This window comes from Pedobacter sp. MC2016-24 (genome assembly GCF_015223055.1).
In the GTDB taxonomy this organism is placed as follows: Bacteria; Bacteroidota; Bacteroidia; order Sphingobacteriales; family Sphingobacteriaceae; genus Pedobacter.
Genome location: NZ_JADFBX010000002.1, coordinates 579,086 through 601,029 on the forward strand (window position 1 = coordinate 579,086; position 21,944 = coordinate 601,029).

A 21,944-nucleotide genomic window follows, 5' to 3' on the forward strand; every position below is an offset into this window, starting at 1 on the left:
AGAATTTATCTGTTGCCAAATTCGATTTCATTATCAGGCAGTGGGAATACATAGGTTTTTTCTGTCATTACAACCGCGGATCTTGGAACTGGTAATGTTCCCAACCGCTTGTAGTAGAAAAATAATTGCCCTTCTGCGTAAAATTCTTTGACGTATTCTTTTGCAATCTCCTGCATGCGTGTGGTCTCGTTAAATGGAGTAACAATTGCTGTCAGTGCTCTTTGAGTTCTTATTTTATTTACCAGTTCCAGTGCTTCTGTGAGGTTTGGCGTTGATTCTGCAGCAATGTAGTACATTTCTGAAAGCCTGATTAAGGGTACCTGATTACTAAGTTGGAGACTAGAAATGCCATCCTGCCAAAACTTGGTGCTATAAGAATATCCATTGGATGTTTTGATATTGTACAGGTACCGATAATCTGTAGATCCTCCTGTAGCCACATCAAATAGCGTATTCATGGTTGCACTTGTCAGGTAAAAAGTTTGAGTCTGGAAACTGGTATTTCCGTCCAGGCGGAATCGGATGTCAACAAGCGCCTTTATTAGCGGTAAATTTAAGGCAAAAACATGTTCGGTTGAGAAAGTGCGATCCTGGTTAGAACTTAGGTTGAACGTGCTGCGGTCTACAAAAGGGAACTTCGCTGAGGCAATTACTTCTTTGGCATACTGGTAAGCTTTGGCTTTATTTGCAGCATATAGATAAATTCTCGCTTTTAGCGCTTTTACGGCCCAGTAGTTAAAATGGTTACGCGTGTAGTTGGTGAATTCATCTACATTGTCTCCGGTATTGTACGCAATGTCCTGGTATACAGAAAGTAGCTGTTCGGCTTCGTCGAGGTCTTTTAAACACAATTCAATTACCTGATTGGTATTGCTCATCAGTGTTACCTGTTTGTCAAACGTTGTGACATAGGGAATTGCATTTACAGAACCGTTATTTATCGGTACAGGGCCAAACATACGGAGCAGGTCGAAATGCATATATGCCCTTAATCCAAGTGCTTCACCTTTGACCAGGTTATAGTGGTTTTTGAAAAATATCCCTTTAGCCTGATCAACATGGGCAAGGATGTTGTTTATTCCACCTATGGCTTTGTACATATTGCTCCATATGGTAGCAATGCTTGCTTTGACGGTGGGGGCAGCATAGTTGTATTTGGCATGTTCAAGAAGTGGATGCCCGGTAGAAGTAGTTTGATAGTTCTGCCCCATGGCACTAATGGTGGTCATGGTCAGGTTATCAGCATAAAGTCCGGTACCCATTTGCAGATAAGAGCCCAGCAAGGCCTGGTTGAAACCCGCTTCGGTACTAAACATTTCATCCTGTAGTACCTGGGTTCCTGGTTTTACATCCAGCCATTTCTTGCAGGAAGAGAATCCCGAAGCAAGAAGGCAGATTAATAAAATATATAAAGGCTTTTTCATCTGTTTATAATTTATCGTTATTTGTGATGCAGCTATCATGATCTTAACATTCTATGGTGTGATTTGAAAGATCGTGATGGTTTCATAAAGCTGTAGTTTTAATTAAAATATACTTGTGGATATGTTGAATGTGAAACTGTGTGCGAAGGGATAATCCAGTCCGCGTTCTCGTTTAATGCTAGAGATCTGGAAAGGATTGGCAACATATAGTTCAAGCCTTGTGTTAGAAAGCCTTGCTTGTTTCAGCCATTTCATGCTTTCGGGAAACTGGTAAGTGAATGATACCCTGGAAGCTTCCAGCACATATTCTTTTTGTACAAACCTTGAAGTCGCAAGCGTACTTTCTACCACAGCCTTACCGTCAGCACTACCTATGATGCCCTTGAAGAAAGTTTGATCTCCCGGCTTTTTCCACCTATCGCTGGAAACCCGGCGGTCAACATTAAAAGTGATGTCTGCATTTTCTATACGGTCTACCAGTGTCTGGTTGTAGAGATCAGCACCCAGACGATAAGACATATAAATATTAAAACCGAAACCTTTGTAGTCTACACCAGTACTCAGCGTACCGGAAACCCTTGGTCTGGTATCACCCACTGAAACTTTATCATTAGAGTTCCAAACATAGGTGGAGTTGCCATTTCTATCAATAAAGATCTCCTGTCCATTTGCAGGATCAATACCAAGACTTCTTACTACATATAATGCGGTAAGCGACTGACCTTCCTGATAATAACTCTTGGGCTTTTTCCTGTTTGGATCATTTACAGTCTGATCAATTGTATTTGCAGCATCATTTAACTTCCGCAGCGAGTTTGAGATTTTAGTAATGGTATTTGTATTTCCATAGGCTGACAGGCCAGCTCGCCAATAAAATGCCTTTTTACTATTCTGGATCAGGTTTATGTTTACACTACCCTGCCATCCAATATTTCTCAATGCACCGGCATTTTCTTTATAACTACTAAATCCCAATGAAGGTGGAGTGGTAATGTCAAGGATCAAGTCGTTGGTGGTGTTGTAGTAAAAGTCTCCCGATAAGCTGATCCTGTTGTTCCATAGCGTAGCATCAAGACCGGCACCTCGTTTTAAGCTTTTTTGCCATCCCAGCGCAGAATTACCATATCCAACGAGGTATGCACTCAATTGGTTCAGGTAAAACTGATCAGCGTAATAGTTATAGGTACTTAAAGCCATGTAAGGAGGGAAGTTCTGGTCGCCAGTGGTACCCACAGAACCACGGATCTTAAGGAAATTGACAAATTTTACATCTTCCATAAATTTCTCCCTGTGGATGTTCCAACCTATACCTGCCGACCAGAATGGTGCTGCACTTCGGTCTTTCCCAAATTGAGAAGAAGCATCGAGGCTGACAGAAAAGTCAAATAAGTACTTATTGTCGTAGGCATAGTTGGTATTCATCCTACCGCTGATCAGGCGGCTAATTCCCTGGCTTCCGGATGGTTTGAGTGTATTTGGATCGTATTTGCTGGCGAAAATCAGTTCCGCTACTTTTTCATTTGGAAAGCCAATTACTGAAGTATTGAAACTCTCTTCTTTACCTTGATTGGCATTCATACTTCCTGTAACAAATACCAGGTTTTTTCCCCATGTTTTGCGGATGTCAAAACCGAAATTAGCATCTATTAGGTCAGTTTTTCCTGTGCCTTTGGTGTATTTGCCACGCTCAGTGATCGGTAGTGATTCAAATGCTGTATTTCTAGCTGATAAATAATAATCTGAAGAGGTATTGTTATGTGTATAACCAACACCACCTATAAAACGTAACCAGTTCAAGACAGACCATTCAAATCTGAAATTGTTTGTAAAGCCCAGTTGCTCATTGAAATTTTTGCTTGGTAATACCGCATTGTAAAGTGGGTTTCCATAATTGGCATAAAGTACACCTGAGCTGTTTCTTCTGGGTTGACCCAGAAATTTGACGAATTCCCCATTTTCATCATATGGTGACCAGTATTGATTGAGCTTCGTATAGTCACTAAAATTGCCATACGGGCTATTTGTAGCCTTTACTTTGTTGATGCTCAAATCGTTTGCAAATAGAAGTTTTGAATTGCGGTAGGTAAGTGTTACACCTCCACTCATACGGTCACGGCCAGAACCTTTCATGACGGCCACATCATTCTGGCTGCTCAGATTGATACCGTATCTAACCACCTGATCACCGCCTTCAAGATAAAGGGAATGGCTATTGCCGTAGCCAGTTTGAAGCGGTTGAGATAGCCAGTAAGTATCTACACCGCTCGTTACCGCTTTTAATCTCTCGTTGTATTCTGCATCACGTACGGTTTGTAGATAAGGCCATGTGCCGCTATCTTTATAAAAGCCAACTTCTTTTTCAAAGGCTAATTTTTCAGAAGCATTTAACAGGTCGTAACTGCTCAGGTCGGGGGCAGTTACGGTAATACCGCCTCTGTATGATATTCTTACTGAACCTTCTTTTGGCTGGCGTGTATCTATAACCACCACACCATTACTGGCCCTTGAGCCATAAATAGAAGTTGCAGCAGCATCCTTTAAAATGGTAATGCGTTCAACCCGGTTCATGTCCAGGTCAAAGATCCGTTGCAGGGTAACCTGAAATCCATCCAATACAAATAAAGGTGCATTGGGTTTATCCCCATATACATTTCTTAAGGTTGCAGAAGAGTTTGGGTCTATATTCTGGTCGGGGAAATTATTTTGACCTCGCAATTCTATATCTGGCAATCGGTTTGGATCTGAACCAAAACTGATGTTCTCTGGCATCCTGAATGAGGGGTCAAGTATTCCTATCGCAGCCAGTATGTTGGAAGGGGCAACACGTTTTAGTTCTTCTGCTGTAATGGTTTTTGCCGATCCTGTAAAGTTTTCTACCGGACGTTTATAAATTCCCGTCGTTACGACTACCTCACTTAGTGCATTGCTTTTGGTAACCAGTCTGACAATGATTTTTTTATCTTTTGCATCGATCTTCATGTCTTTTTGTTCGTAGCCGATAAAATTGAAACGTAGCGTTTTAACCGATTCAGGTACCTTAATGCTGAAATTACCCTCTTTATTGGTATAGGTTTTTATACCTGTTTCAACTGCCGATACTGTTGCATTTACCAATGGTAATTCTCCATCTTCGGCCATAACAGTACCTTCAATAATCCTCATCTGTTGATTGGTGGATGGTCGGTTTTCTATGGGCGTAGATTTAATAATAATTGTTTTCTCATCAACAGAATAGGTGAGTTCTTGCTCACGAAAACACAGTTTTAGTACTTCGCTTATACTACCCTTTTTTACATTGATTGTAATTGGCCTGGCATTTCTGATTAGCCTGGTATCTCCAATGAAATCATAGCCGCTTTGCATCCTGATTAGTTTAATGATTTTTTCAAGTGATGCATTCTTTTCATTAAGCGTCACAGTCTGGGCCTTGGTTGCGGCGCTGATCTGCAATAAGAATGTGGTGATTATGAGTAAGGTTAGTTTCATAATACGCAATAATTGAGTAGGTATATAGCTACCATGATCTGGCCTATATAGATGGTAAAATTTCATACATTTGTTTAGTTGGGTTGAATGTTGTTTAGAAGCGATATTAGAATGGTCAATCCAATATTTGCCGGGTTTCGATTGGCGTCGGAATCCGGTTTTTTAAAATTACCATTATAGAAAGTATAAGTTAACGCATAACGGTAATCCTCCTTCCTTCGACTTTAAAATGGACCTGTCCGGATTCTTCCAGTACTTTTAAAAGGACAGATAGGTTTTTTGAACGCGATAAAGCGCCAAGAAATGACATTTTTGGTGGTTTGTTCTGATAGTAAACTTCTACATCATACCATCTGGCTACTTTTCGCATAATGCTTTCGAGATCTTCATCGTTTAATACGAAAATTCCATTTTTCCAGGCGATAGCATCTTCGGTATCTACCTGTTGCAAGTCTATTTTTGTTCCTGACAGTGCAGCTTGTTCTCCTGGTTTTAAAGTCAGTTGATGGGTTCCTGCGTTTAACTGCACACTTCCTTCAAGCAGGGTAGTCTTAATGCTGTGTTCATCACTGTAGCTGTTGACGTTGAAATGGGTACCCAGAACTTTTACCTGTTGTTGTTCCGTTTCTACGATGAAAGGTTTGCTTTTGTCTTTTGCTACCTCAAAATAGCCTTCGCCGATCAGTTTAACCGTCCTGGTAGATTCTGATTTGAAATTGGATGGGAACTTGAGGGTTGATGCCGCATTCAGCCAGACACGGGTACCGTCGGGTAAGGTAAATTGGTATTGTCCGCCACGGGGTGTGGTGGCCGTGAGTAGTTCGTTGGTGTGGGATTGTGGCGTTGTGACTCCTCGCAATGACGAATCTACGACGGCTCCGTCATTATAGCTCAATTGGTTCGCATCGATGACGATACCAGATTTTGCATCGCTGAGTTTAATGCTTTTGCCATTTGATAAGGTCAATACAGCTGTGTTTTTGCCAGGTAAAATGTCCTTGGCCCCTGTGTTTTTGGCTATTGATACTTTATCCAGTTGGTTGTTGTTGTAAAACCAAATGCCAAAACTGGTGCTGAGTATAATTGCAGCTGCAGCTGCCCAACTGATCCAGTTGATTTTTACAGGGTAGTTTTCTTTGTGATGCGCAGTAAGGGTTCTGCTTTCATCTTGCGCTGTTGGCAGGCGTTCCTGAATTCTCTTCATCGCCAATTCCAGCTTTTCTTCTGGCAATACTGCCGAACCTTCATTCCATTGCGCATACCAGGCTTCTACAGTGGCGCATTCCTCTTCACTGCACGTACCGGCAATGTATTTCTCTAATAATGATTTGGCAAATTTGTTTTCCATCTTATCCTAATGAGGGCTAATTATAAGTAAGACGGTTAACTTGAGCGCAGGGCCGAGAAAAAAATGCAAAAAATTAATAAAAAAGAATGAGGTAGATCCAGGCAATGACGCTAAGTCGGGCCCTTAGTATCTTTAATGCATTATTTACCTGGCTTTTAACTGTTTTTTTAGTGATGCCCAGGCGTATCGAAATCTCTTCATGACTTAGATTTTCTTTTCTGCTCAATTCAAAAACAGCCCTCATTTTTGGCGGCAATGCTGCAATTTCGCGGTCAATCAATGCAGATAGCTGTTTCTCACGCAACAGGAAATCGGTAAAGTTTTCGGATTGATTTATAAATGTGCCAAAAGAGGAGAGGTAAGTGGACTCAACTTTCTGATGGGCAACATAATCCAGTACGCGGTTCCTGACTGCGGTATATAAGTATCCTGCTAAATTGGTGTTGAATTGAATGATATCCCGTTTTAACCAAAGTGCGGTAAACAATTCGTGAATAATATCGTCCACCTCTTCTTCATTTCTAAGGCGTTGATAAGCGTGGGTGTAAAGCAGCCGTTTATACCGATGGTAAATTTCAGTAAACGCGGCATGGTCACTATTTTTCAATAGCGTCGTAAGCTCCTGATCGGTAAAACTTTGATAATCGGTCATTGTTGTAATTCCCTTGCCTGACATTTTTGCCAAAACAAATTTATATATTATTTGACTAGAGAAGAATTAATCAAATATGTTATTTTTAAGTCATAATCTGGTTATAGGTGCTAAGATTAAAATACCTTGATTCCAACATTAAGAATTTTAAATGGTATCGCCCTCAGCTTGTTTTAAAAAACTATTAAATTTCTGTAAACTTGCAGCTTGGGGAAAGAAAAATGGCAAGCTATGTTACACTTTCTGATCAGGAGCTGGCAGACCTTTTAAGGAATGGTAATGAAACTGTGTTCAAAATTATTTACGACCGTTATTGGAGTAAACTTTATTTTGTAGCCTCTAAGAAATTAAATGATCCCGCAGAAGCGGAAGAAGCGGTTCAGGACATCTTCCTGGATCTCTGGAAAAACAGGGAAAGCTTTCGGCTCAAAGTGAATTTTGAAAATTATCTGGCTGTGGCGGTTAAGTTTCAGATCATTAAAAGACGGGCCAAACGCTTGCGTAGATCTGTGATTGAACAGCAATTGGGGACTGAGGCTGAACTGGAGCATTTTCAAAGTCAAAACTATGACTGGAGCCAATATGATCTGGATGAACTCCAAAAACGCCTGAGCAACATCGTTGACATGCTCCCCCCAAAATGCAAACTGGTGTTTAACATGAGCAGAGATGAAAACTATACCAATAAAAAAATTGCAGCTGAATTGGGTATCTCTGAAAAAGCAGTAGAAAAACATGTTACACAGGCGCTTAAAGTATTGAAATCCAAGCTTGGCCTGTCGCTCATATTCATCTTGTTCCTGAGCTGAATGGAATAACAACTGTAATCAATAAAAAAATAAAAATAAATGGTAGGGTATGGTGCCATTCGCGGTACTATGTTCTAAACTGGCCTAAAAATGAATGAGGATAAAATAAATATGCTTTCTGACAAGATCGTTAAAGGAACGGTTAATGAAGCGGAGCTGGCAGAGTTTAATGAATGGTATACTACCTATGAGGATGTTAGTGTTACCGTAAATTCTGACCAGAATGAGGATGCTTTGGCGCAACGCATGTTTAAAAATATCGCAGAGGCTGCAAATTTACCGGTTCCTAAAACAAGGAAGGTACAACTTTGGCCGCGTATAGCCATTGCTGCATCCATACTCCTGATTGCCGGTGCAGGACTGTTTTACACCTTTAAACAACATCAAAAAACAGAACAGACCAATGCTTACCTGAAACAGATTAAGCCAGGGGGAAATGGTGCAATATTGACTTTAGCCGATGGCCGCAAGATCAGGCTGGATGCTGCAACTCAAGGGGAACTTGCCAATGAGGCCGGGGTACGTATTTCTAAAACTAAAGACGGGCAGATTCTTTATGAGATTAAAGGTGGAAAATCTGCAAAGGATAAAATAAATACACTATCCACAGAGAAAGGGGAAACCTATGTGATTACCCTTCCAGATCAGTCTACGGTATATCTTAACGCCGCTTCGTCCTTAAGTTACCCGGCGTCTTTTGCCGAACTGAATGAGCGTAGAGTGGAGTTAAGTGGTGAAGCATACTTTGAAGTAGCAAAGGATGCGGCACACCCTTTTATTGTACGTACGATGGATCAGGAAATCCAGGTTTTGGGCACCCATTTCAATGTGAACTCCTACCGGGATGAGCTGGCAACAAAGACGACCTTGCTTGAAGGATCAGTGCATATTGGTCTCTTATCCGGTAAAGCCAACGCCGGGATTGTCATCAAGCCAGGACAGCAGGCTTATATCCAGGCCAGCAAAATCTATGTAAACCAGGTGAAAGCAGAAGATGCCATTGCCTGGAAAAATGGTTATTTCAGATTCAATGATGAAACGCTGGAACAGGCCATGAATAAAATTGCACGTTGGTATAATGTGCAAATTGAGTATCAGGACGAAAGCATTAAACGTAAAAATGTTTATGGGTCTTTAAGCCGTTTCAGCAGCATTGCCGATGTGCTAAATCTATTAGAACTAACCGAAACTGTAAAATTTGAGGTCGTAGGAAACAAAATAATTGTATTGAGAAAATAAACACACCAGTATATAAACCAATAAAAACCAACCAACCACACACACAAATTATCAAGAATTAACAGATTAAAAATGTATAAGATTTATACCAAAATTTTATGCAGGCATCCGCGCTGCATACACAAATTACGATTAATTATGAGGTTAACAGCTATCTTAATAGTTACTACGCTGCTCCAGGTCAGCGCAGCCTCTTTTGCTCAAAACTTCACCATGAACCAGAATAAGGTGTCTTTTGACGAGATCTTCAGACAGATCAGAAAGCAAACAGGCTATGACGTATTGTTAATTTCCAAAAATGTGAAAAGTACGGAACGCGTAGACGTTAAGTTTAACAATGCCCCGCTTGAACAGGTCATGGATGTTTTGCTGAAAGGCAAGAATCTGAAATATACCATTGAGAAGAAAACAGTAGTTATTAAAGAAAACCAACCTACGTTTATCGACCGCATCATAGACAGATTTGTCGCCATAGAGGTTAGGGGAAAAATTGTAGGCGAAAATAATGAAGCACTTGCCGGTGCAACAGTTGCCGTAAAGGGCTCTGGCATAGCCACAAAAACCAATGCAAATGGTGAGTTTGTTTTAGTCAATGTAGATGAAAATGCATGGTTGGCAATTTCTTACATCGGTTATGAAGTTATGGAACTTAAGGCGGCAAGAGACTTGAAGACCATTAAAATGATGGATTTAACCAGCAGGCTGGATGAGGTAAACATTGTAACTACAGGCTATCAGGACCTGAATAAAAGGTTATTTACCGGGGCTTCCAAAAAAGTTAAAGCTTCTGACGCTGAACGTGCAGGTGTACCGGATGTCAGCCGGATGCTTGAAGGGCAGGTAGCTGGTGTTTCAGTTCAAAATGTTTCCGGAACCTTTGGTGCAGCACCAAAAATCAGGGTTAGGGGTGCAACCTCTATCAATGGTGAAAACAAACCTTTATGGGTGGTAGACGGAATTATATTGGAAGATGTGGTTAATATCTCCAATGAACAATTGTCAACAGGAGATCCAAGTACATTGGTGGGCTCTTCAGTAGCAGGCTTAAACCCGGATGATATTGAAAGCTTTGAGATTTTAAAGGATGCTTCTGCAACGGCCATGTATGGAGCGCGTGCAATGAATGGTGTAATTGTGGTAACGACTAAAAAAGGTAAGAAAACTGAAGGTAAACCTTTACTTTCTTATACAGGTAATTTTACTACGTATTTGAAGCCTTCTTACAGTCAGTACGATATCATGAATTCTGCCGATCAGATGTCCGTATTTGCAGAAATGGCCAACAAAGGCTGGTTAAACCACTCTGAGGTATCCAGAGGTGCCAGTGGTGGTGTTTTCTATAAAATGTACAATAAAATGTATGAATATGACGGCGCTACCGATCAATTCAATTTGAGGAACGATGCACCCAGCAGAAAGGAATTTTTAAGACGTTACGCCAATGCCAATACCGATTGGTTCGACCTTTTGTTTAAAAATTCATTTATGCAGGAACATGCATTAAGCGTAAACAGCGGAACCGAGAAATCTAAATTTTACATCTCTACAAGTTATTTGGGTGATGACGGCTGGACAGTTGGTAACAGTGTAAAAAGGTTTACGGGGAACGTAAGGGGTAATTTTGACCTGTCTAAAAGATTAAGCATTGAATTGATTACCCAGGGCTCAATCCGTAATCAGTTTACGCCGGGTTCTTTGGGCAGAAGAAGCAATGCTGTGAGTGGTCAGTTTACCAGGGAATTTGACATCAACCCTTATACCTATGCCTTAAGTACCAGTCGTACCCTGACTGCCTATGATGAAGAGGGAAACAGAGAGTTCTTTGTGCAGAACTTCGCACCTTTCAATATTCTGCATGAATTGGAAAACAACACCATGCAACTAAAAATGTTGGATTTCAAAATTCAGGGAGGTTTAAAATATAAAATTATCGATGGTTTAAAATACTCCTTTGATGCGGCTTACCGCTATGTGAAAAGCGACAATGAGCACCGGATTAACGACAAGTCTAATATGCCAATGGCTTACAGGGCCGCTGGCGATTCCTATGTCATTGCAAACAATAAATTTTTATACAAGGATCCGGATAATCCAAATGCATTGCCAAGGGTAATTTTGCCTTCAGGTGGCTTTTACAATGTAAATAGCGACAATATGGACAATTATTACATGAGAAATTCATTGGAGTGGAACAAGGAAGTTGACAATACACATTTATTGAATGCATTTTTATCAACCGAGATGCGTTTTACTGACAGACAACGCCGGGCCTTTGACGGTGTTGGTTACCAGTACGACCGTGGTGGGGTACCCTTTATCGATCCTGATTATTTCAAGAAAAGTGTCGAAAGTAATTTCTTCTATTACAACATGAACACCATGAAGGAGCGGTATCTTTCTTACCTGGGCAGATTGGCTTATTCTTATAAAGGCAAATATAGTATAAACGGTACCATGAGGTATGATGGTTCTAACCTGCTTGGTGGAACAACTACAGCCAGATGGTTGCCTACATGGAACATCAGTGGTGCCTGGAATATGGATACTGAGGACTTCTTTGAAAAACAGAATGTTCTGAGCCGTGCAACTGTCAGAGGTACTTATGGCTTAACAGCAAGTATGGGGCCGGCAACAAATGCAAGCTTAATTTTAAATAACCAAAGTACAAAAAGGCCCTTTTTAAGTGATATCGAAACTGCTTTGGTTATAGGTGGACTCAAAAATTCTGAATTGACCTGGGAAAAACAATTGGAAACCAATATCGGTTTTGACCTGGGCTTTTTACATGATCGTTTAAGTCTGACTGTTGATTTATACCAAAGAAACGGTTACGATCTGATCGGTGCGGTTAGAACTTCTGGTATTGGCGGACAGTTTATCAAATATGCCAATTACGCCGATATGAAATCTAAAGGTATAGAGGTAACTGCCGGTGCACAAGTGTTGAATGGCAGTATCTTCAAATGGCGTTCTCAATTGAACTTTGGATACCATAAAGGTAAGATCACCAAGCTGGAAAGTGTGCCGCTGATCTGGAACCTGATTTCCCCGGGAGGTGATGCATTAGAAGGATATCCACAACGGGGATTGTTTTCCGTTCAATTTGATGGACTGAATCCGCAAACTGGGGTTCCGACTTTTGTTGGCGTAAATGGAGAGCGTCATGTCAGTAATGTTTATTTGCAGGATGACAACATATCTCACCTGAAATATGAGGGGCCGGCAGATCCTTTAATGAATGGAGGTTTCTTCAATACATTCTCTTATAAGAATTTTAGCTTAAGTACTTTGCTTACTTTTAGTGCAGGAAACAAAGTTCGTTTAAATCCTTCCTTTTCGGCCGGTTATAACGATTTGTCTTCCATGTCCAATGACTTTGTCGGCAGATGGATGGCTACAGGTGATGAACTTAAAACGAATATTCCTTCTATTGTCGATAAATTCGTCAATAGTAACCTGGGCTCAGATTATCCTTACAATGTGTATAACTATACCGATGTGCGGGTAGCTGATGGTGGTTTTATCCGCTTAAAGCAAATCATGTTAAGTTATAACTTACCTAAACTGCTGTCGGAAAAAATTGGTGCAACCAATGCCTCGTTGAGTTTGGTGGGTAATAATATTGCTTTATTGTACTCAGACAAAAGGTTAAATGGCCAGGATCCTGAGTTTTATACTTCTGGAGGGGTTTCCTTACCGGTTCCGCGTCAATTTACGGTTTCATTAAAATTAGGTTTCTAAACACGGCTTATCATGAATTTAAATAAAAACATCAAATATTTACTGCTGGCTACCTTTGCACTTTCTGCTACAGGTTGTGAAAAATACCTGGATACGGTGCCAGATATGCGTTCTGAATTGAATTCTGTCGAAAAGGTGGCAGAATTGTTAACCTCAGCTTATCCAAAAGCAGAATACATCAGCTTTACAGAGCCTGCTTCTGATAATGCGGAAGATAAAGGCCCGGGTGAAGGCACTGAAGACCCGACAAATACCGATCCCTACTTATGGCAGGAAGTTAAGGACCGGGCACAGGGATCGACCGATTTTTATTGGAATGCCTGTTATACGGCAATTGCCGCTGCAAATGAGGCTCTGAGTTACATCGATAAAAACATGCAAGATCCGCAGATCCGTCCTTATAAAGGTGAGGCGCTGCTTGCGCGTGCTTATGCACATTTCATGCTGGTTACTTTATATGCAACTGCATATGATATCAATGGTGCAAATGATGCACCAGGTGTACCTTACGTTACTGCTCCCGAAACTGTTGTGTTTGAAAAATACAACAGGGGAACAGTTAAGTCTGTATACGAGCAGATCCAGAAAGATTTGGAAGAGGGACTTCCCCTGATCAAAAACACAGCTTATAAAGTACAGAAGTACCATTTTAACATTGCTGCGGCCAATGCCTTTGCTACCCGATTTTACTTGTTTAAGGGAGATTATAATAAGGTAATCAGTCATGCAGATAATGTGTTTACAGGAGAACTGGTAGAAAACAGCCTACGCCCCTGGAGTACTGATTATTTTGCATTAACGCCACAGGATCTGCGCGCGCGCTTCTCTCAAACTGGTGAGAAATCAAATCTTTTACTGATCGAAACCGTATCCTGGTGGGCAAGAAGAGGTTCTCAGCGGTATGGCTTTGGACAAAAGCTGGCCGATGAAATTTTTAACCGTAGCAATGCCACAGGTAGAGTATGGGGACATAAGTTGTATACATTTGGCGGAGCACCACAATATACACTTGCCAAATGGAAAGAACATTTCTCTCTGACCAGTGTAAATTCAAGCTCAGGTATCGGTTATACAATTTTACCGGCATTTACTGCCGATGAGGCTTTGTTAAACCGGGCCGAGGCTTATGTGAGTCTGGGTAATCATGAACTGGCTTTAAAGGATCTGAATAGTTTTATCAGTACCAGAATTTTGAATTACAATCCGGTAAGCGATGCACTGACCATAGATAAAATGAAAGGTTTTTACAGAAGTACCAATGATAAAGAGGTGTTGATCAAAACCATTCTTGATTTTAAAAAGATGGAATTCATCACTGAAGGGATGCGTTGGTTTGATATATTGAGACATAAGCTGACCGTAAAACACAATATACTCGACATTAATGGGAAGGAAAAGGTAATTGAACTGGCTCCAGGTGATCCGCGTAGGTTATTCCAGTTGCCTAAGGAAGTCGTATTGTCTGGGGTAGCTCAAAATCCACGTTAAAAACAGATATAGAATTAATAATACTGAAAGATAAATTTATAATCCAATGAAAACATTGATAAATTATATGGCTGTTCTGTGTTTGCTTTTGGCATCATGTAAAAAAGATGGGCCTTTAAATGCGAACATGGACAACTTTAATATGGACACTTATAAAAGCGGACCCACAGACGAATGGTTGAAAAAAGAATACCTTGATCCGTTCAATATTGAGGTTTTATACCGTTGGGATCGTTATCAGCTGTCATTAGGTAAAGATCTGGTTCCGCCGCTGGAGAACAAGGTCATTCCTGCACTGGAAACAGTGAAGTCCATTTGGCTTAGTCCGTATCTGAATATTGCCGGCAAAGAGTTTATAAAGCCCTATGCACCAAAACAAATTGTATTAATCGGTAGTGCAGAGTATAATAACGACGGTACAATTACCCTGGGAACTGCTGATGCAGGTAGAAGGATCAACCTTTTCATCATCAACAGTTTTGCAAAATCGAATACAGCCAACGTGGAGCAAATGATGCATACCATTCATCATGAATTTGGTCATATTCTCCATCAGAATTCTCCGATTCCTGAAGAATTTCCAAAAATATCTCCGGAATATGCCGCCAATTGGACTGCCAGCGTAAATACCGCCAATGAAGCCAAGAGACTCGGTTTTGTGTCCAGGTATTCGCGGAGCAATGACAATGAGGATTTTGTAGAGATGATTGCTTTTTTACTGGTTGAAGGACAGGATTGGTTTGATGCCTATGTGAATACAGCAGGTGATTTGGGAAAAGGCCGGTTAAGACAAAAAGAACAAATGATCGTGAACTATTTCAAAACAGCTTATAACATCAATTTTAGAAAGTTACAAGCCGAGGTAAGGGGGGCATTTGATAAAGAAACCGGACGTAACACAACATTCGCAGTAAACCTTGCCAGAAATACCTACAGTAAAATGACGGTAGCAAAAGCTGACGAAAGTCAGTCAGCCGCATTTACCACAGCCTATACTATGGCCGCTGCGGCTGTTAAAACAGCAAGCGCTGCTTTTACTTTAGCAGAGCAGTTTGAGTTGAGATTTGGTACTGTGGTTGGAAAGCCAGTGGCAACCCTGGTGATGACTGTTAAAAATGGTAGTGTAAATGAAGAGTGGTTTTACAATTACAAAGTCACAGTTGTTGGGGATAAAGTGACTTTCGTGCTGGACAATAGCATTACCGGGGTAGAAACGGATAAAGGAACAAAGTACAGGCCTCAGTTGAAACCTTTGTTGGATATCATTGAACAACCGTTGACAGCTGAGTTTTTAACGCCGGCAAACTTAACAAAAGGCGGCTTTAAAGGTGTTACAAACACTTCAAGCTATTATTATGGATCACTTATCAGATAATTATGAATACTAAGATATTAACAATACTCTTTTTGGCCCTGGCTCTGACTAGTTGTAAAAAGGAATCGGATTTGCTGGTTGATGGCCAGACTCCGGAAATGAGGTCGCAGGAAAGTTTGAAATTGTACGGCGATCAGCTCATAGCAGCAAAATATGGATGGGAAGCTTTCCTGTTCACAGAAGGTGGTGGCGGTTATGGCTTTTATATGGATTTCAACAATCAGGACCGGGTTAAAATGCTTGCTGAGATCGATGCAGGCACAGCAACGGACCTTATGGAAAGCACCTATCGGTTAAAAGCTATAATGGGACCTTCACTGCTTTTTGATACTTACGGTTACCTGCATTTGCTGGCTGATCCGAATACAGATGTGATCGGTGGAACATCAGGTGTAGGTTTTAAGTCTGATTTTGAATTTGAATTTTATGGTATAAAGGGAGATACGATTCAACTCAGCGGTAAGAAAAGAAGAAGTGATTTGTTGTTGGTGAAATTAAATGCACAGCAACAGGAATACTATTTAAAAGGGGGCTTTAAAACACTGGTTGCCGATATGACCACTTATTTCGGTACCAATAAAAACCTTTATATCAAAGGGAATGAGGAGGTCGCCAAAGTTCAGTTTTCTATTAACATGGCTTTAAATGTGAAAAAAGCATTTTTTACCTGGGTAGAAAATGGAGTTGTTAAAACCGCTGAAGCTCCTTTTGCTTTTAAAATGAACGGAATGGTGTTCAATAAACCTTTGACCTTTAAAAATATAGCAATTCAAACAATTGAATGGGATAAAGCTAAAAATGTGCTGATAGCCAGCACCACTTCTGGTAGCAAGATTGAAATATTGAGAGGCGATTTGCCAATTATTCCATTACACATTCTAATGGGTACAGACCGCTTTAAATCCATTACTGTAGCTTCTCAGGCGCTTCAAACCTGGTCTACAGGTTTCGTTGATATGCGCGCAGCCATGGCCAGGAGTTTAACGCTCAATACCAGAAGATTGGGAAATATCAATTTCTTGTTCAATGATGAAACTAAAGAAATGAAAATTATGGTTACTACGTTTAGAAGCATTTTACCAACAGTTTCTGAATTTGTTTATACCTATACCAAGACTGCTGATGGTGTTTATGATTTTGAATTTGTAAATACGGAAGAGCGTACAGCAGTGATTTTAAATGCTGTGTTGCCGCTAACCAAAATATTCGCTGATCATAAATTTACACTTGATTACATTTTGGATCCTGTTCAGGGTCAGGTTGGACGCATATCTAGCGTAAATGATGTTAATTTTTACACAACAGGCGAGCTGAAGTAGGTTGTTCTGTTGAATTTGGAAGGCATCCGGCTAGCCGGATGCCTTTTTTTATTGACATTTATTTAGATATTCTGCTGTTTTGGTCTTCATGTTTAGTTATGCTTCTTCTTTTGTATAATTTTTCTTTGTTTTTACTATAAAGTGTCTCGTGTGTTGTGCTAATCGTTCTCGATTTGATTTTTTTGTCGTAATTTGCGGTTGATTTTCCAGATCAATGAGGATTTTGAAATCTGACGACGGAAGTTTAAACGCTTATTTTAATATGGCTCATAAAAAAATACTAAAAGTCGGATTGGATTCTGCAGCTCCTTTTCCAATGCATTCGGATTATAATTCCGAAAAATTTGAGGGATTTGAAGTCGATTTGCTAAAGGCCATCACCGAGCAACTGGGCCTTGAAATTCAGTATGAGGTTTCGTTGTGGTCTACCATCCTTGAACAATTGTTCAAAGGCGAATTGGATTTGATTTGTTCGGCTGTCACGGTAACCCCTTCCCGTCAGCACATCCTGGAGTTTAGCAATCCATATCTTTATTTTCGTTTATGTGCCGTAATCAATCAGCAGGATACTTTGAACGATCTGAACGATTTTAAGAATAAATCTATTGGTGTACGAGAAGCTACAGTAGCTGAGCGCTATGTCATGGATCAGTTTCCTGCAAACAATATTGTTTACGCAGTAACCAACAAAGAACTCTATAGAAAACTGCAGGCAGGTAAGATTGATATTCTGGTGGATGATTCGCCAATAGCAGGTGGATTTTTACAAAAGAACAAAAAACTTAAAATAGGTATGTTCCTGCCAAAAACAGATTCATCCTATGCCGTTGCAATGAAGAAAGGTGATGTGAAATTGAAAGCCCAGTTTAACGAGGTGATTGCTTTGCTCAAAGAAAACGGGACTTACCAGTCTATTTATAAAAAATGGTTTAGCGATAGCCAGCTCTAATCGTCAGCAACCACTACAACGACATCCTTATCCAGTTTAATCATGTGTAGCACCTTCGTCTTTTCACTATACACAATCAGCTTGTGTTCATCTAAGTATTGAACCAGTCTGTACGGTTCGGAGATCTGTACATATCGCCACTGCGTATAAAACTGCTCCTGAAGCAAACGTTCATTGGGTAAGAAGGTCACGATAATTTCGATGTCTTCGATTTTACTAATGAAGAAAAAATTGTTGATTTGCATGGCTTTTTGAGCTTTATCTTCATTTTTGAAAGACTCCAGTGCTAATTCCCGAAGGACAGAAGCTGTTTTGCTAGGGTTTTTGTCAATCACCTCAACAATGAGGTTGTTGACTTCATCCCTGGTTTTTAAAAATTTACCATTACCAATTTTTGTTATTTTAAAATAAATTTTGAGTGGCTCCATGTATACAAAGAAATGAATATTTAACCAAAGTAATCCAATGATATATTATCTTTAATTTATGAATAAAAATAGACTCGAAGCTTTTAGTGATGGTGTATTGGCCATTATATTAACCATTATGGTACTGGAACTTAAAGTTCCGCATGGAACCAGTTTAGAAGCCTTAATTCCGATCATACCTACTTTTATGAGTTATGTATTGAGCTTTATCTATGTTGGCATTTATTGGAACAACCACCACCACATGATGCAGATTGTGAAAAATGTGAATGGTAAGGTGCTTTGGGCAAACCTTCATCTGCTCTTTTGGTTATCGCTGTTTCCTTTTGCCACAGCCTGGATGGGCGAAAATCATTATGAAACCTGGCCAGTGGCCGTTTATGGGGTGATTTTGTTGATGGCCTCTGTAGCTTATTTTATTCTGATCCGTAAGTTGACCCAGTTGCACGGGCCGGATTCTGCTGTGGCCAGGGCCTACGGTGCGGATGTAAAAGGTAAAGCCTCTGCTGCGATTTACCTATGTGCAATAGGTGGAAGTTTCATCAATCCCTGGATCGGTATTGCCTGTTATGTGATTGTTGCAATCATGTGGTTTATACCCGACACAAGGGTAGAGCACATCGTTAAAAAAGACCAAGTGTAATAATTGTGTTTTTTATGACAACGGACCTCCGATATAATTGTATTTAAAAACAATTTTATCTAAGTTTGCACAAAAAAATAAAGATACATGAGTGTTTTAGTAAATAAAGATTCAAAAGTTATTGTTCAGGGTTTTACTGGAAATGAGGGTACTTATCATGCTTCTCAAATGATAGCGTACGGTACTAATGTTGTTGGTGGTGTTACTCCAGGCAAAGGTGGTCAGACTCACTTAGAAAAACCAGTATTTAATACGGTAAAGGATGCGGTTGATCAAGCCGGCGCCAATGTATCTATCATTTTTGTTCCACCTGCATTTGCTGCTGACGCAATTATGGAAGCTGCAGAAGCTGGAATTAAAGTTATCGTTTGTATCACTGAAGGTATCCCGACCAAGGATATGATTCAGGTTAAAGAATATATCTCTGATAAAGACTGTCGTTTAATCGGTCCGAACTGTCCGGGTGTAATTACTGCTGATGAAGCTAAAATTGGTATCATGCCAGGTTTTATCTTCAAAAGAGGTACAGTTGGTGTGGTTTCTAAATCTGGCACCTTAACTTACGAAGCTGTTGATCAGGTTGTAAAAGCAGGTTTAGGTATCACAACTGCAATCGGTATCGGCGGTGATCCAATTATCGGAACTACTACTAAAGAAGCGGTTGAACTGTTGATGAACGATCCTGAAACTGAAGGTATCATCATGATTGGTGAAATTGGTGGTGGAATGGAAGCTGAAGCAGCGCTTTGGATCAAAGAAAATGGTACTAAGCCGGTGGTTGGCTTTATCGCTGGACAGACTGCGCCTCCGGGACGTAGAATGGGACATGCTGGTGCTATTGTTGGTGGTGCAGATGATACTGCTGCCGCTAAAATGAAAATCATGGCTGAGTGCGGTATCCGTGTAGTAGAAAGTCCTGCTGAAATCGGTGAAGCGATGGCCGCACTATTGAAAAAATAAGAACATTACAAAGATCTTCTTGTATAATTTAAAAACTCCGGTGAATTCGTTCATCGGAGTTTTTTATTTGTGCACTATAGGGGTTTGAGTACTGTGGTGGTCTTTTCCATCTTCTTCCAATGTTGCGAATCTTTGTACAGCATTTTACTAAAGGGGAGCCGGGGTTTAATCTTCTTATTGTAATCCTGCCCGAAGATTCGGTATTTTACCCGGGGGTCTGCCGCAATGCACTCAAGTAGGGCCTGGGAGTAAGCCGTAGGGCCGGTCATTCCATGTACACTATGTGGATAAGTATTTTCGCGGATATTATACATAATCAGGTCCAGTGTTTTTTTCAGAAATGGATGTCCTGCTTCAAAAATTAATGCCCACTGCACATAAATATTGGGGAATTTTTCTTTAGAAATGACAGCTGCATCATCTGGTCGGACGATCTGGTCGAGGGAGCCAAGTGCGTAGGCATCGATATCCAGGTAAACACCTCCTTTTTTGTATAATATGGCATACCGGAAAAAATCAGCCTTCGCAGCTCCGATGTTTAGCCGTTCATAAGCCTGGAGTATTTCAGGCTCGTATGCTTCTTTTAGAAACTGGACGATGCGGTTGTCATCGTAAAACTCGTATTGGTAATCTTTATTTCTAAACTTCAACCATCTAACAGCGATTTTGTTAATTAATGGTAATTTGTTTGTTTTAAATGTTTGATAAATAACTTTAGGTATGGCCATATCAGTCACGGTTGTGCTGCCCAAAGTTAATAGGTTTTACAATACAATGATGTTGATTTTTAGGTTTAGGCAAACCAAACTCAATATTGCAGCGTATATTGCTTAAATAATCTACAGTAAATGAAGACTAAAACATTTATGTTTGCCGGCTTGTTAGCTTTGAGCAGTTTGATGGCTTGTGCGCAACAGCCCAAAAAAGAGAATACAACAAAAACAACAAAGAAGATGGACTGGAATAAATTAACTAAGGAAGAAGAAGATGTAATTGTACGCAAAGGAACCGAATATCCTGGTACGGGAAAATTACTCAATAATAAGGAAGCGGGAACCTATATCTGCAGGCGTTGTAACGCTCCTTTATACCGCTCTGAATCTAAATTTGAATCGCATTGCGGTTGGCCAAGTTTTGACGATGAAATTAAAGGCGCTGTGGAAAGAATACCAGATGCTGACGGCATGCGTACCGAAATTGTATGTTCAAATTGTAAGGCACATTTAGGGCATGTGTTTATTGGTGAAGGCTTCACAGAAAAAAATACACGTAACTGTGTGAACTCCATCTCCATGAGTTTTGTGCCTGATAAGAAATAATTTATTTATCAGTGATATAAGTATAGTGCCTGGTGATATTTTACTAGGCACTTCTTGTTTTTAACTACTTAGTTTACTTATGTTTGTCCGTTCACCAACTTGGGTAAATATGAAGTATTGTTTATTGTTATGTAGTATGTTGATGTCTTTTGGGGTTTTTGCCCAAAATCCATCCTCGGAAGAAAATCCAGAAACATACGCCAGTACAAATACAAAATCTGCTGTTACTACCTCAGCCAGAGAAATTACAAAAACCGGTTATGCCACTTACTACGCTAAGAAATTTGAAGGCCGAAGAACAACTAGCGGGGTTCGTTACCGGGGGAAAAAAATGACTGCTGCACACCTGAAATTACCTTTTGGTACTATTGTTACGGTAACCAATCTTGACAATGGAAAATCAGTTGATGTAGAAGTAAACGATAGGGGCCCACATTCCAGAAAATATATCATTGATCTCTCTGAAGGAGCGGCAAAGGAACTTGGATTTTATAGAAAAGGACATTCCAAAGTAGAAATCAGCTATCATCTGGATGCCGATTAGTCTTTTTTAACTTTAACTCCGTTATAGTCAGTTTCTTGAATTTATTAACACCAATTCTTTAATTTTCCTAGCGCGTAAAAGAAATAAATACCAACTTTTGAGCGTAATTAATGTGTCAATTTCTCCTTTTGGTGTTGATAAAAACGCCAGCTTGTTAACAACTATTGTTTACATATCCGGGGTGCAGACTTTATATTTGTTTACATAAAGTTCTTTAATA

General features: G+C 40.1%; 17 protein-coding genes. 11 read left to right on the plus strand and 6 right to left on the minus strand.

What is annotated here, in order from left to right:
• Positions 1 to 5: 5 nt before the first annotated feature.
• The 4 genes from IM797_RS08130 to IM797_RS08145 all read right to left on the minus strand — a co-directional run bounded on the left by IM797_RS08130 (position 6) and on the right by IM797_RS08145 (position 6,934).
• On the minus strand, positions 6 to 1,424 hold the full coding sequence (locus IM797_RS08130) for a RagB/SusD family nutrient uptake outer membrane protein (protein ID WP_194126596.1): 1,419 nt from the start codon (positions 1,422 to 1,424) through the stop codon (positions 6 to 8).
• Between the two features lie 102 nt (positions 1,425 to 1,526).
• Positions 1,527 to 4,910 carry a SusC/RagA family TonB-linked outer membrane protein gene (locus IM797_RS08135; protein WP_194126597.1) on the minus strand — a complete coding sequence of 1,128 codons (3,384 nt, stop codon included), beginning with the start codon at positions 4,908 to 4,910 and terminating at the stop codon, positions 1,527 to 1,529.
• Positions 4,911 to 5,100: 190 nt separating this feature from the next.
• Positions 5,101 to 6,258 carry a FecR family protein gene (locus IM797_RS08140; protein ID WP_194126598.1) on the minus strand — a complete coding sequence of 386 codons (1,158 nt, stop codon included), beginning with the start codon at positions 6,256 to 6,258 and terminating at the stop codon, positions 5,101 to 5,103.
• 73 nt (positions 6,259 to 6,331) lie between these two features.
• Positions 6,332 to 6,934 carry an RNA polymerase sigma factor gene (locus IM797_RS08145; RefSeq protein WP_228098758.1) on the minus strand — a complete coding sequence of 201 codons (603 nt, stop codon included), beginning with the start codon at positions 6,932 to 6,934 and terminating at the stop codon, positions 6,332 to 6,334.
• Positions 6,935 to 7,131: 197 nt separating this feature from the next.
• Between IM797_RS08145 and IM797_RS08150 the strand changes: the two genes are divergently transcribed.
• The 7 genes from IM797_RS08150 (at position 7,132) to IM797_RS08180 (ending at position 17,830) form a co-directional block, all read left to right on the plus strand.
• Positions 7,132 to 7,719, plus strand: a complete 588-nt coding sequence (locus IM797_RS08150) for an RNA polymerase sigma-70 factor (RefSeq protein ID WP_194126599.1) — start codon at positions 7,132 to 7,134, stop codon at positions 7,717 to 7,719.
• A gap of 90 nt (positions 7,720 to 7,809) precedes the next feature.
• Positions 7,810 to 8,958: a FecR domain-containing protein gene (locus tag IM797_RS08155; RefSeq protein WP_194126600.1), complete on the plus strand. Its 1,149-nt coding sequence runs from the start codon at positions 7,810 to 7,812 to the stop codon at positions 8,956 to 8,958.
• A 138-nt stretch (positions 8,959 to 9,096) separates the two neighbouring features.
• Positions 9,097 to 12,699 carry a SusC/RagA family TonB-linked outer membrane protein gene (locus IM797_RS08160; RefSeq protein ID WP_194126601.1) on the plus strand — a complete coding sequence of 1,201 codons (3,603 nt, stop codon included), beginning with the start codon at positions 9,097 to 9,099 and terminating at the stop codon, positions 12,697 to 12,699.
• 12 nt (positions 12,700 to 12,711) lie between these two features.
• Positions 12,712 to 14,187 (plus strand): RagB/SusD family nutrient uptake outer membrane protein, encoded by a 1,476-nt coding sequence (locus tag IM797_RS08165; protein ID WP_194126602.1) that lies wholly within the window; start codon positions 12,712 to 12,714, stop codon positions 14,185 to 14,187.
• 46 nt (positions 14,188 to 14,233) lie between these two features.
• Positions 14,234 to 15,562 (plus strand): putative zinc-binding metallopeptidase, encoded by a 1,329-nt coding sequence (locus IM797_RS08170; RefSeq protein WP_194126603.1) that lies wholly within the window; start codon positions 14,234 to 14,236, stop codon positions 15,560 to 15,562.
• A gap of 2 nt (positions 15,563 to 15,564) precedes the next feature.
• Positions 15,565 to 16,881 (plus strand): DUF4302 domain-containing protein, encoded by a 1,317-nt coding sequence (locus IM797_RS08175; protein ID WP_194126604.1) that lies wholly within the window; start codon positions 15,565 to 15,567, stop codon positions 16,879 to 16,881.
• 262 nt (positions 16,882 to 17,143) lie between these two features.
• Positions 17,144 to 17,830 (plus strand): ABC transporter substrate-binding protein, encoded by a 687-nt coding sequence (locus tag IM797_RS08180; protein WP_194126605.1) that lies wholly within the window; start codon positions 17,144 to 17,146, stop codon positions 17,828 to 17,830.
• Here the strand turns inward: IM797_RS08180 and IM797_RS08185 are convergent.
• Positions 17,827 to 18,258 (minus strand): hypothetical protein, encoded by a 432-nt coding sequence (locus IM797_RS08185; protein ID WP_194126606.1) that lies wholly within the window; start codon positions 18,256 to 18,258, stop codon positions 17,827 to 17,829. The two genes, IM797_RS08180 and IM797_RS08185, sit on opposite strands and share 4 nt — an antisense overlap.
• A gap of 58 nt (positions 18,259 to 18,316) precedes the next feature.
• Here IM797_RS08185 and IM797_RS08190 point away from each other — a divergent pair, with 58 nt between their 5' ends.
• Both IM797_RS08190 and sucD read left to right on the plus strand, forming a co-directional pair.
• Positions 18,317 to 18,901, plus strand: a complete 585-nt coding sequence (locus IM797_RS08190; RefSeq protein ID WP_194126607.1) for a TMEM175 family protein — start codon at positions 18,317 to 18,319, stop codon at positions 18,899 to 18,901.
• An 87-nt stretch (positions 18,902 to 18,988) separates the two neighbouring features.
• Entirely contained in the window at positions 18,989 to 19,861 is an 873-nt protein-coding gene (gene sucD, locus IM797_RS08195; protein ID WP_194126608.1) for a succinate--CoA ligase subunit alpha, read from the plus strand.
• A 74-nt stretch (positions 19,862 to 19,935) separates the two neighbouring features.
• Here the strand turns inward: sucD and IM797_RS08200 are convergent, their stop codons facing one another.
• Positions 19,936 to 20,613, minus strand: coding sequence for a glycosyltransferase family 32 protein (locus IM797_RS08200; protein ID WP_228098759.1), 678 nt, complete (start codon positions 20,611 to 20,613; stop codon positions 19,936 to 19,938).
• A gap of 96 nt (positions 20,614 to 20,709) precedes the next feature.
• On the opposite strand from IM797_RS08200, the gene IM797_RS08205 reads away from it, so the two are divergent.
• Entirely contained in the window at positions 20,710 to 21,180 is a 471-nt protein-coding gene (locus tag IM797_RS08205; RefSeq protein ID WP_194126609.1) for a methionine-R-sulfoxide reductase, read from the plus strand.
• Positions 21,181 to 21,289: 109 nt separating this feature from the next.
• On the plus strand, positions 21,290 to 21,724 hold the full coding sequence (locus IM797_RS08210; protein ID WP_194126610.1) for a septal ring lytic transglycosylase RlpA family protein: 435 nt from the start codon (positions 21,290 to 21,292) through the stop codon (positions 21,722 to 21,724).
• The last annotated feature ends 220 nt before the right edge of the window (positions 21,725 to 21,944 follow it).

Bases quoted from the DNA above. Each gene is read 5' to 3' on its own strand.
- IM797_RS08210 (WP_194126610.1), top strand. From the start codon at position 21,290: ATGAAGTATTGTTTATTGTTATGTAGTATGTTGATGTCTTTTGGGGTT.
- IM797_RS08180 (WP_194126605.1), top strand. From the start codon at position 17,144: ATGGCTCATAAAAAAATACTAAAAGTCGGATTGGATTCTGCAGCTCCT.
- IM797_RS08140 (WP_194126598.1), bottom strand. From the start codon at position 6,258: ATGGAAAACAAATTTGCCAAATCATTATTAGAGAAATACATTGCCGGT.
- sucD (WP_194126608.1), top strand. From the start codon at position 18,989: ATGAGTGTTTTAGTAAATAAAGATTCAAAAGTTATTGTTCAGGGTTTT.
- IM797_RS08155 (WP_194126600.1), top strand. From the start codon at position 7,810: ATGAATGAGGATAAAATAAATATGCTTTCTGACAAGATCGTTAAAGGA.
- IM797_RS08185 (WP_194126606.1), bottom strand. From the start codon at position 18,258: ATGGAGCCACTCAAAATTTATTTTAAAATAACAAAAATTGGTAATGGT.
- IM797_RS08160 (WP_194126601.1), top strand. From the start codon at position 9,097: ATGAGGTTAACAGCTATCTTAATAGTTACTACGCTGCTCCAGGTCAGC.
- IM797_RS08135 (WP_194126597.1), bottom strand. From the start codon at position 4,910: ATGAAACTAACCTTACTCATAATCACCACATTCTTATTGCAGATCAGC.
- IM797_RS08175 (WP_194126604.1), top strand. From the start codon at position 15,565: ATGAATACTAAGATATTAACAATACTCTTTTTGGCCCTGGCTCTGACT.
- IM797_RS08190 (WP_194126607.1), top strand. From the start codon at position 18,317: ATGAATAAAAATAGACTCGAAGCTTTTAGTGATGGTGTATTGGCCATT.
- IM797_RS08170 (WP_194126603.1), top strand. From the start codon at position 14,234: ATGAAAACATTGATAAATTATATGGCTGTTCTGTGTTTGCTTTTGGCA.
- IM797_RS08205 (WP_194126609.1), top strand. From the start codon at position 20,710: ATGAAGACTAAAACATTTATGTTTGCCGGCTTGTTAGCTTTGAGCAGT.
- IM797_RS08130 (WP_194126596.1), bottom strand. From the start codon at position 1,424: ATGAAAAAGCCTTTATATATTTTATTAATCTGCCTTCTTGCTTCGGGA.
- IM797_RS08145 (WP_228098758.1), bottom strand. From the start codon at position 6,934: ATGTCAGGCAAGGGAATTACAACAATGACCGATTATCAAAGTTTTACC.
- IM797_RS08150 (WP_194126599.1), top strand. From the start codon at position 7,132: ATGGCAAGCTATGTTACACTTTCTGATCAGGAGCTGGCAGACCTTTTA.
- IM797_RS08165 (WP_194126602.1), top strand. From the start codon at position 12,712: ATGAATTTAAATAAAAACATCAAATATTTACTGCTGGCTACCTTTGCA.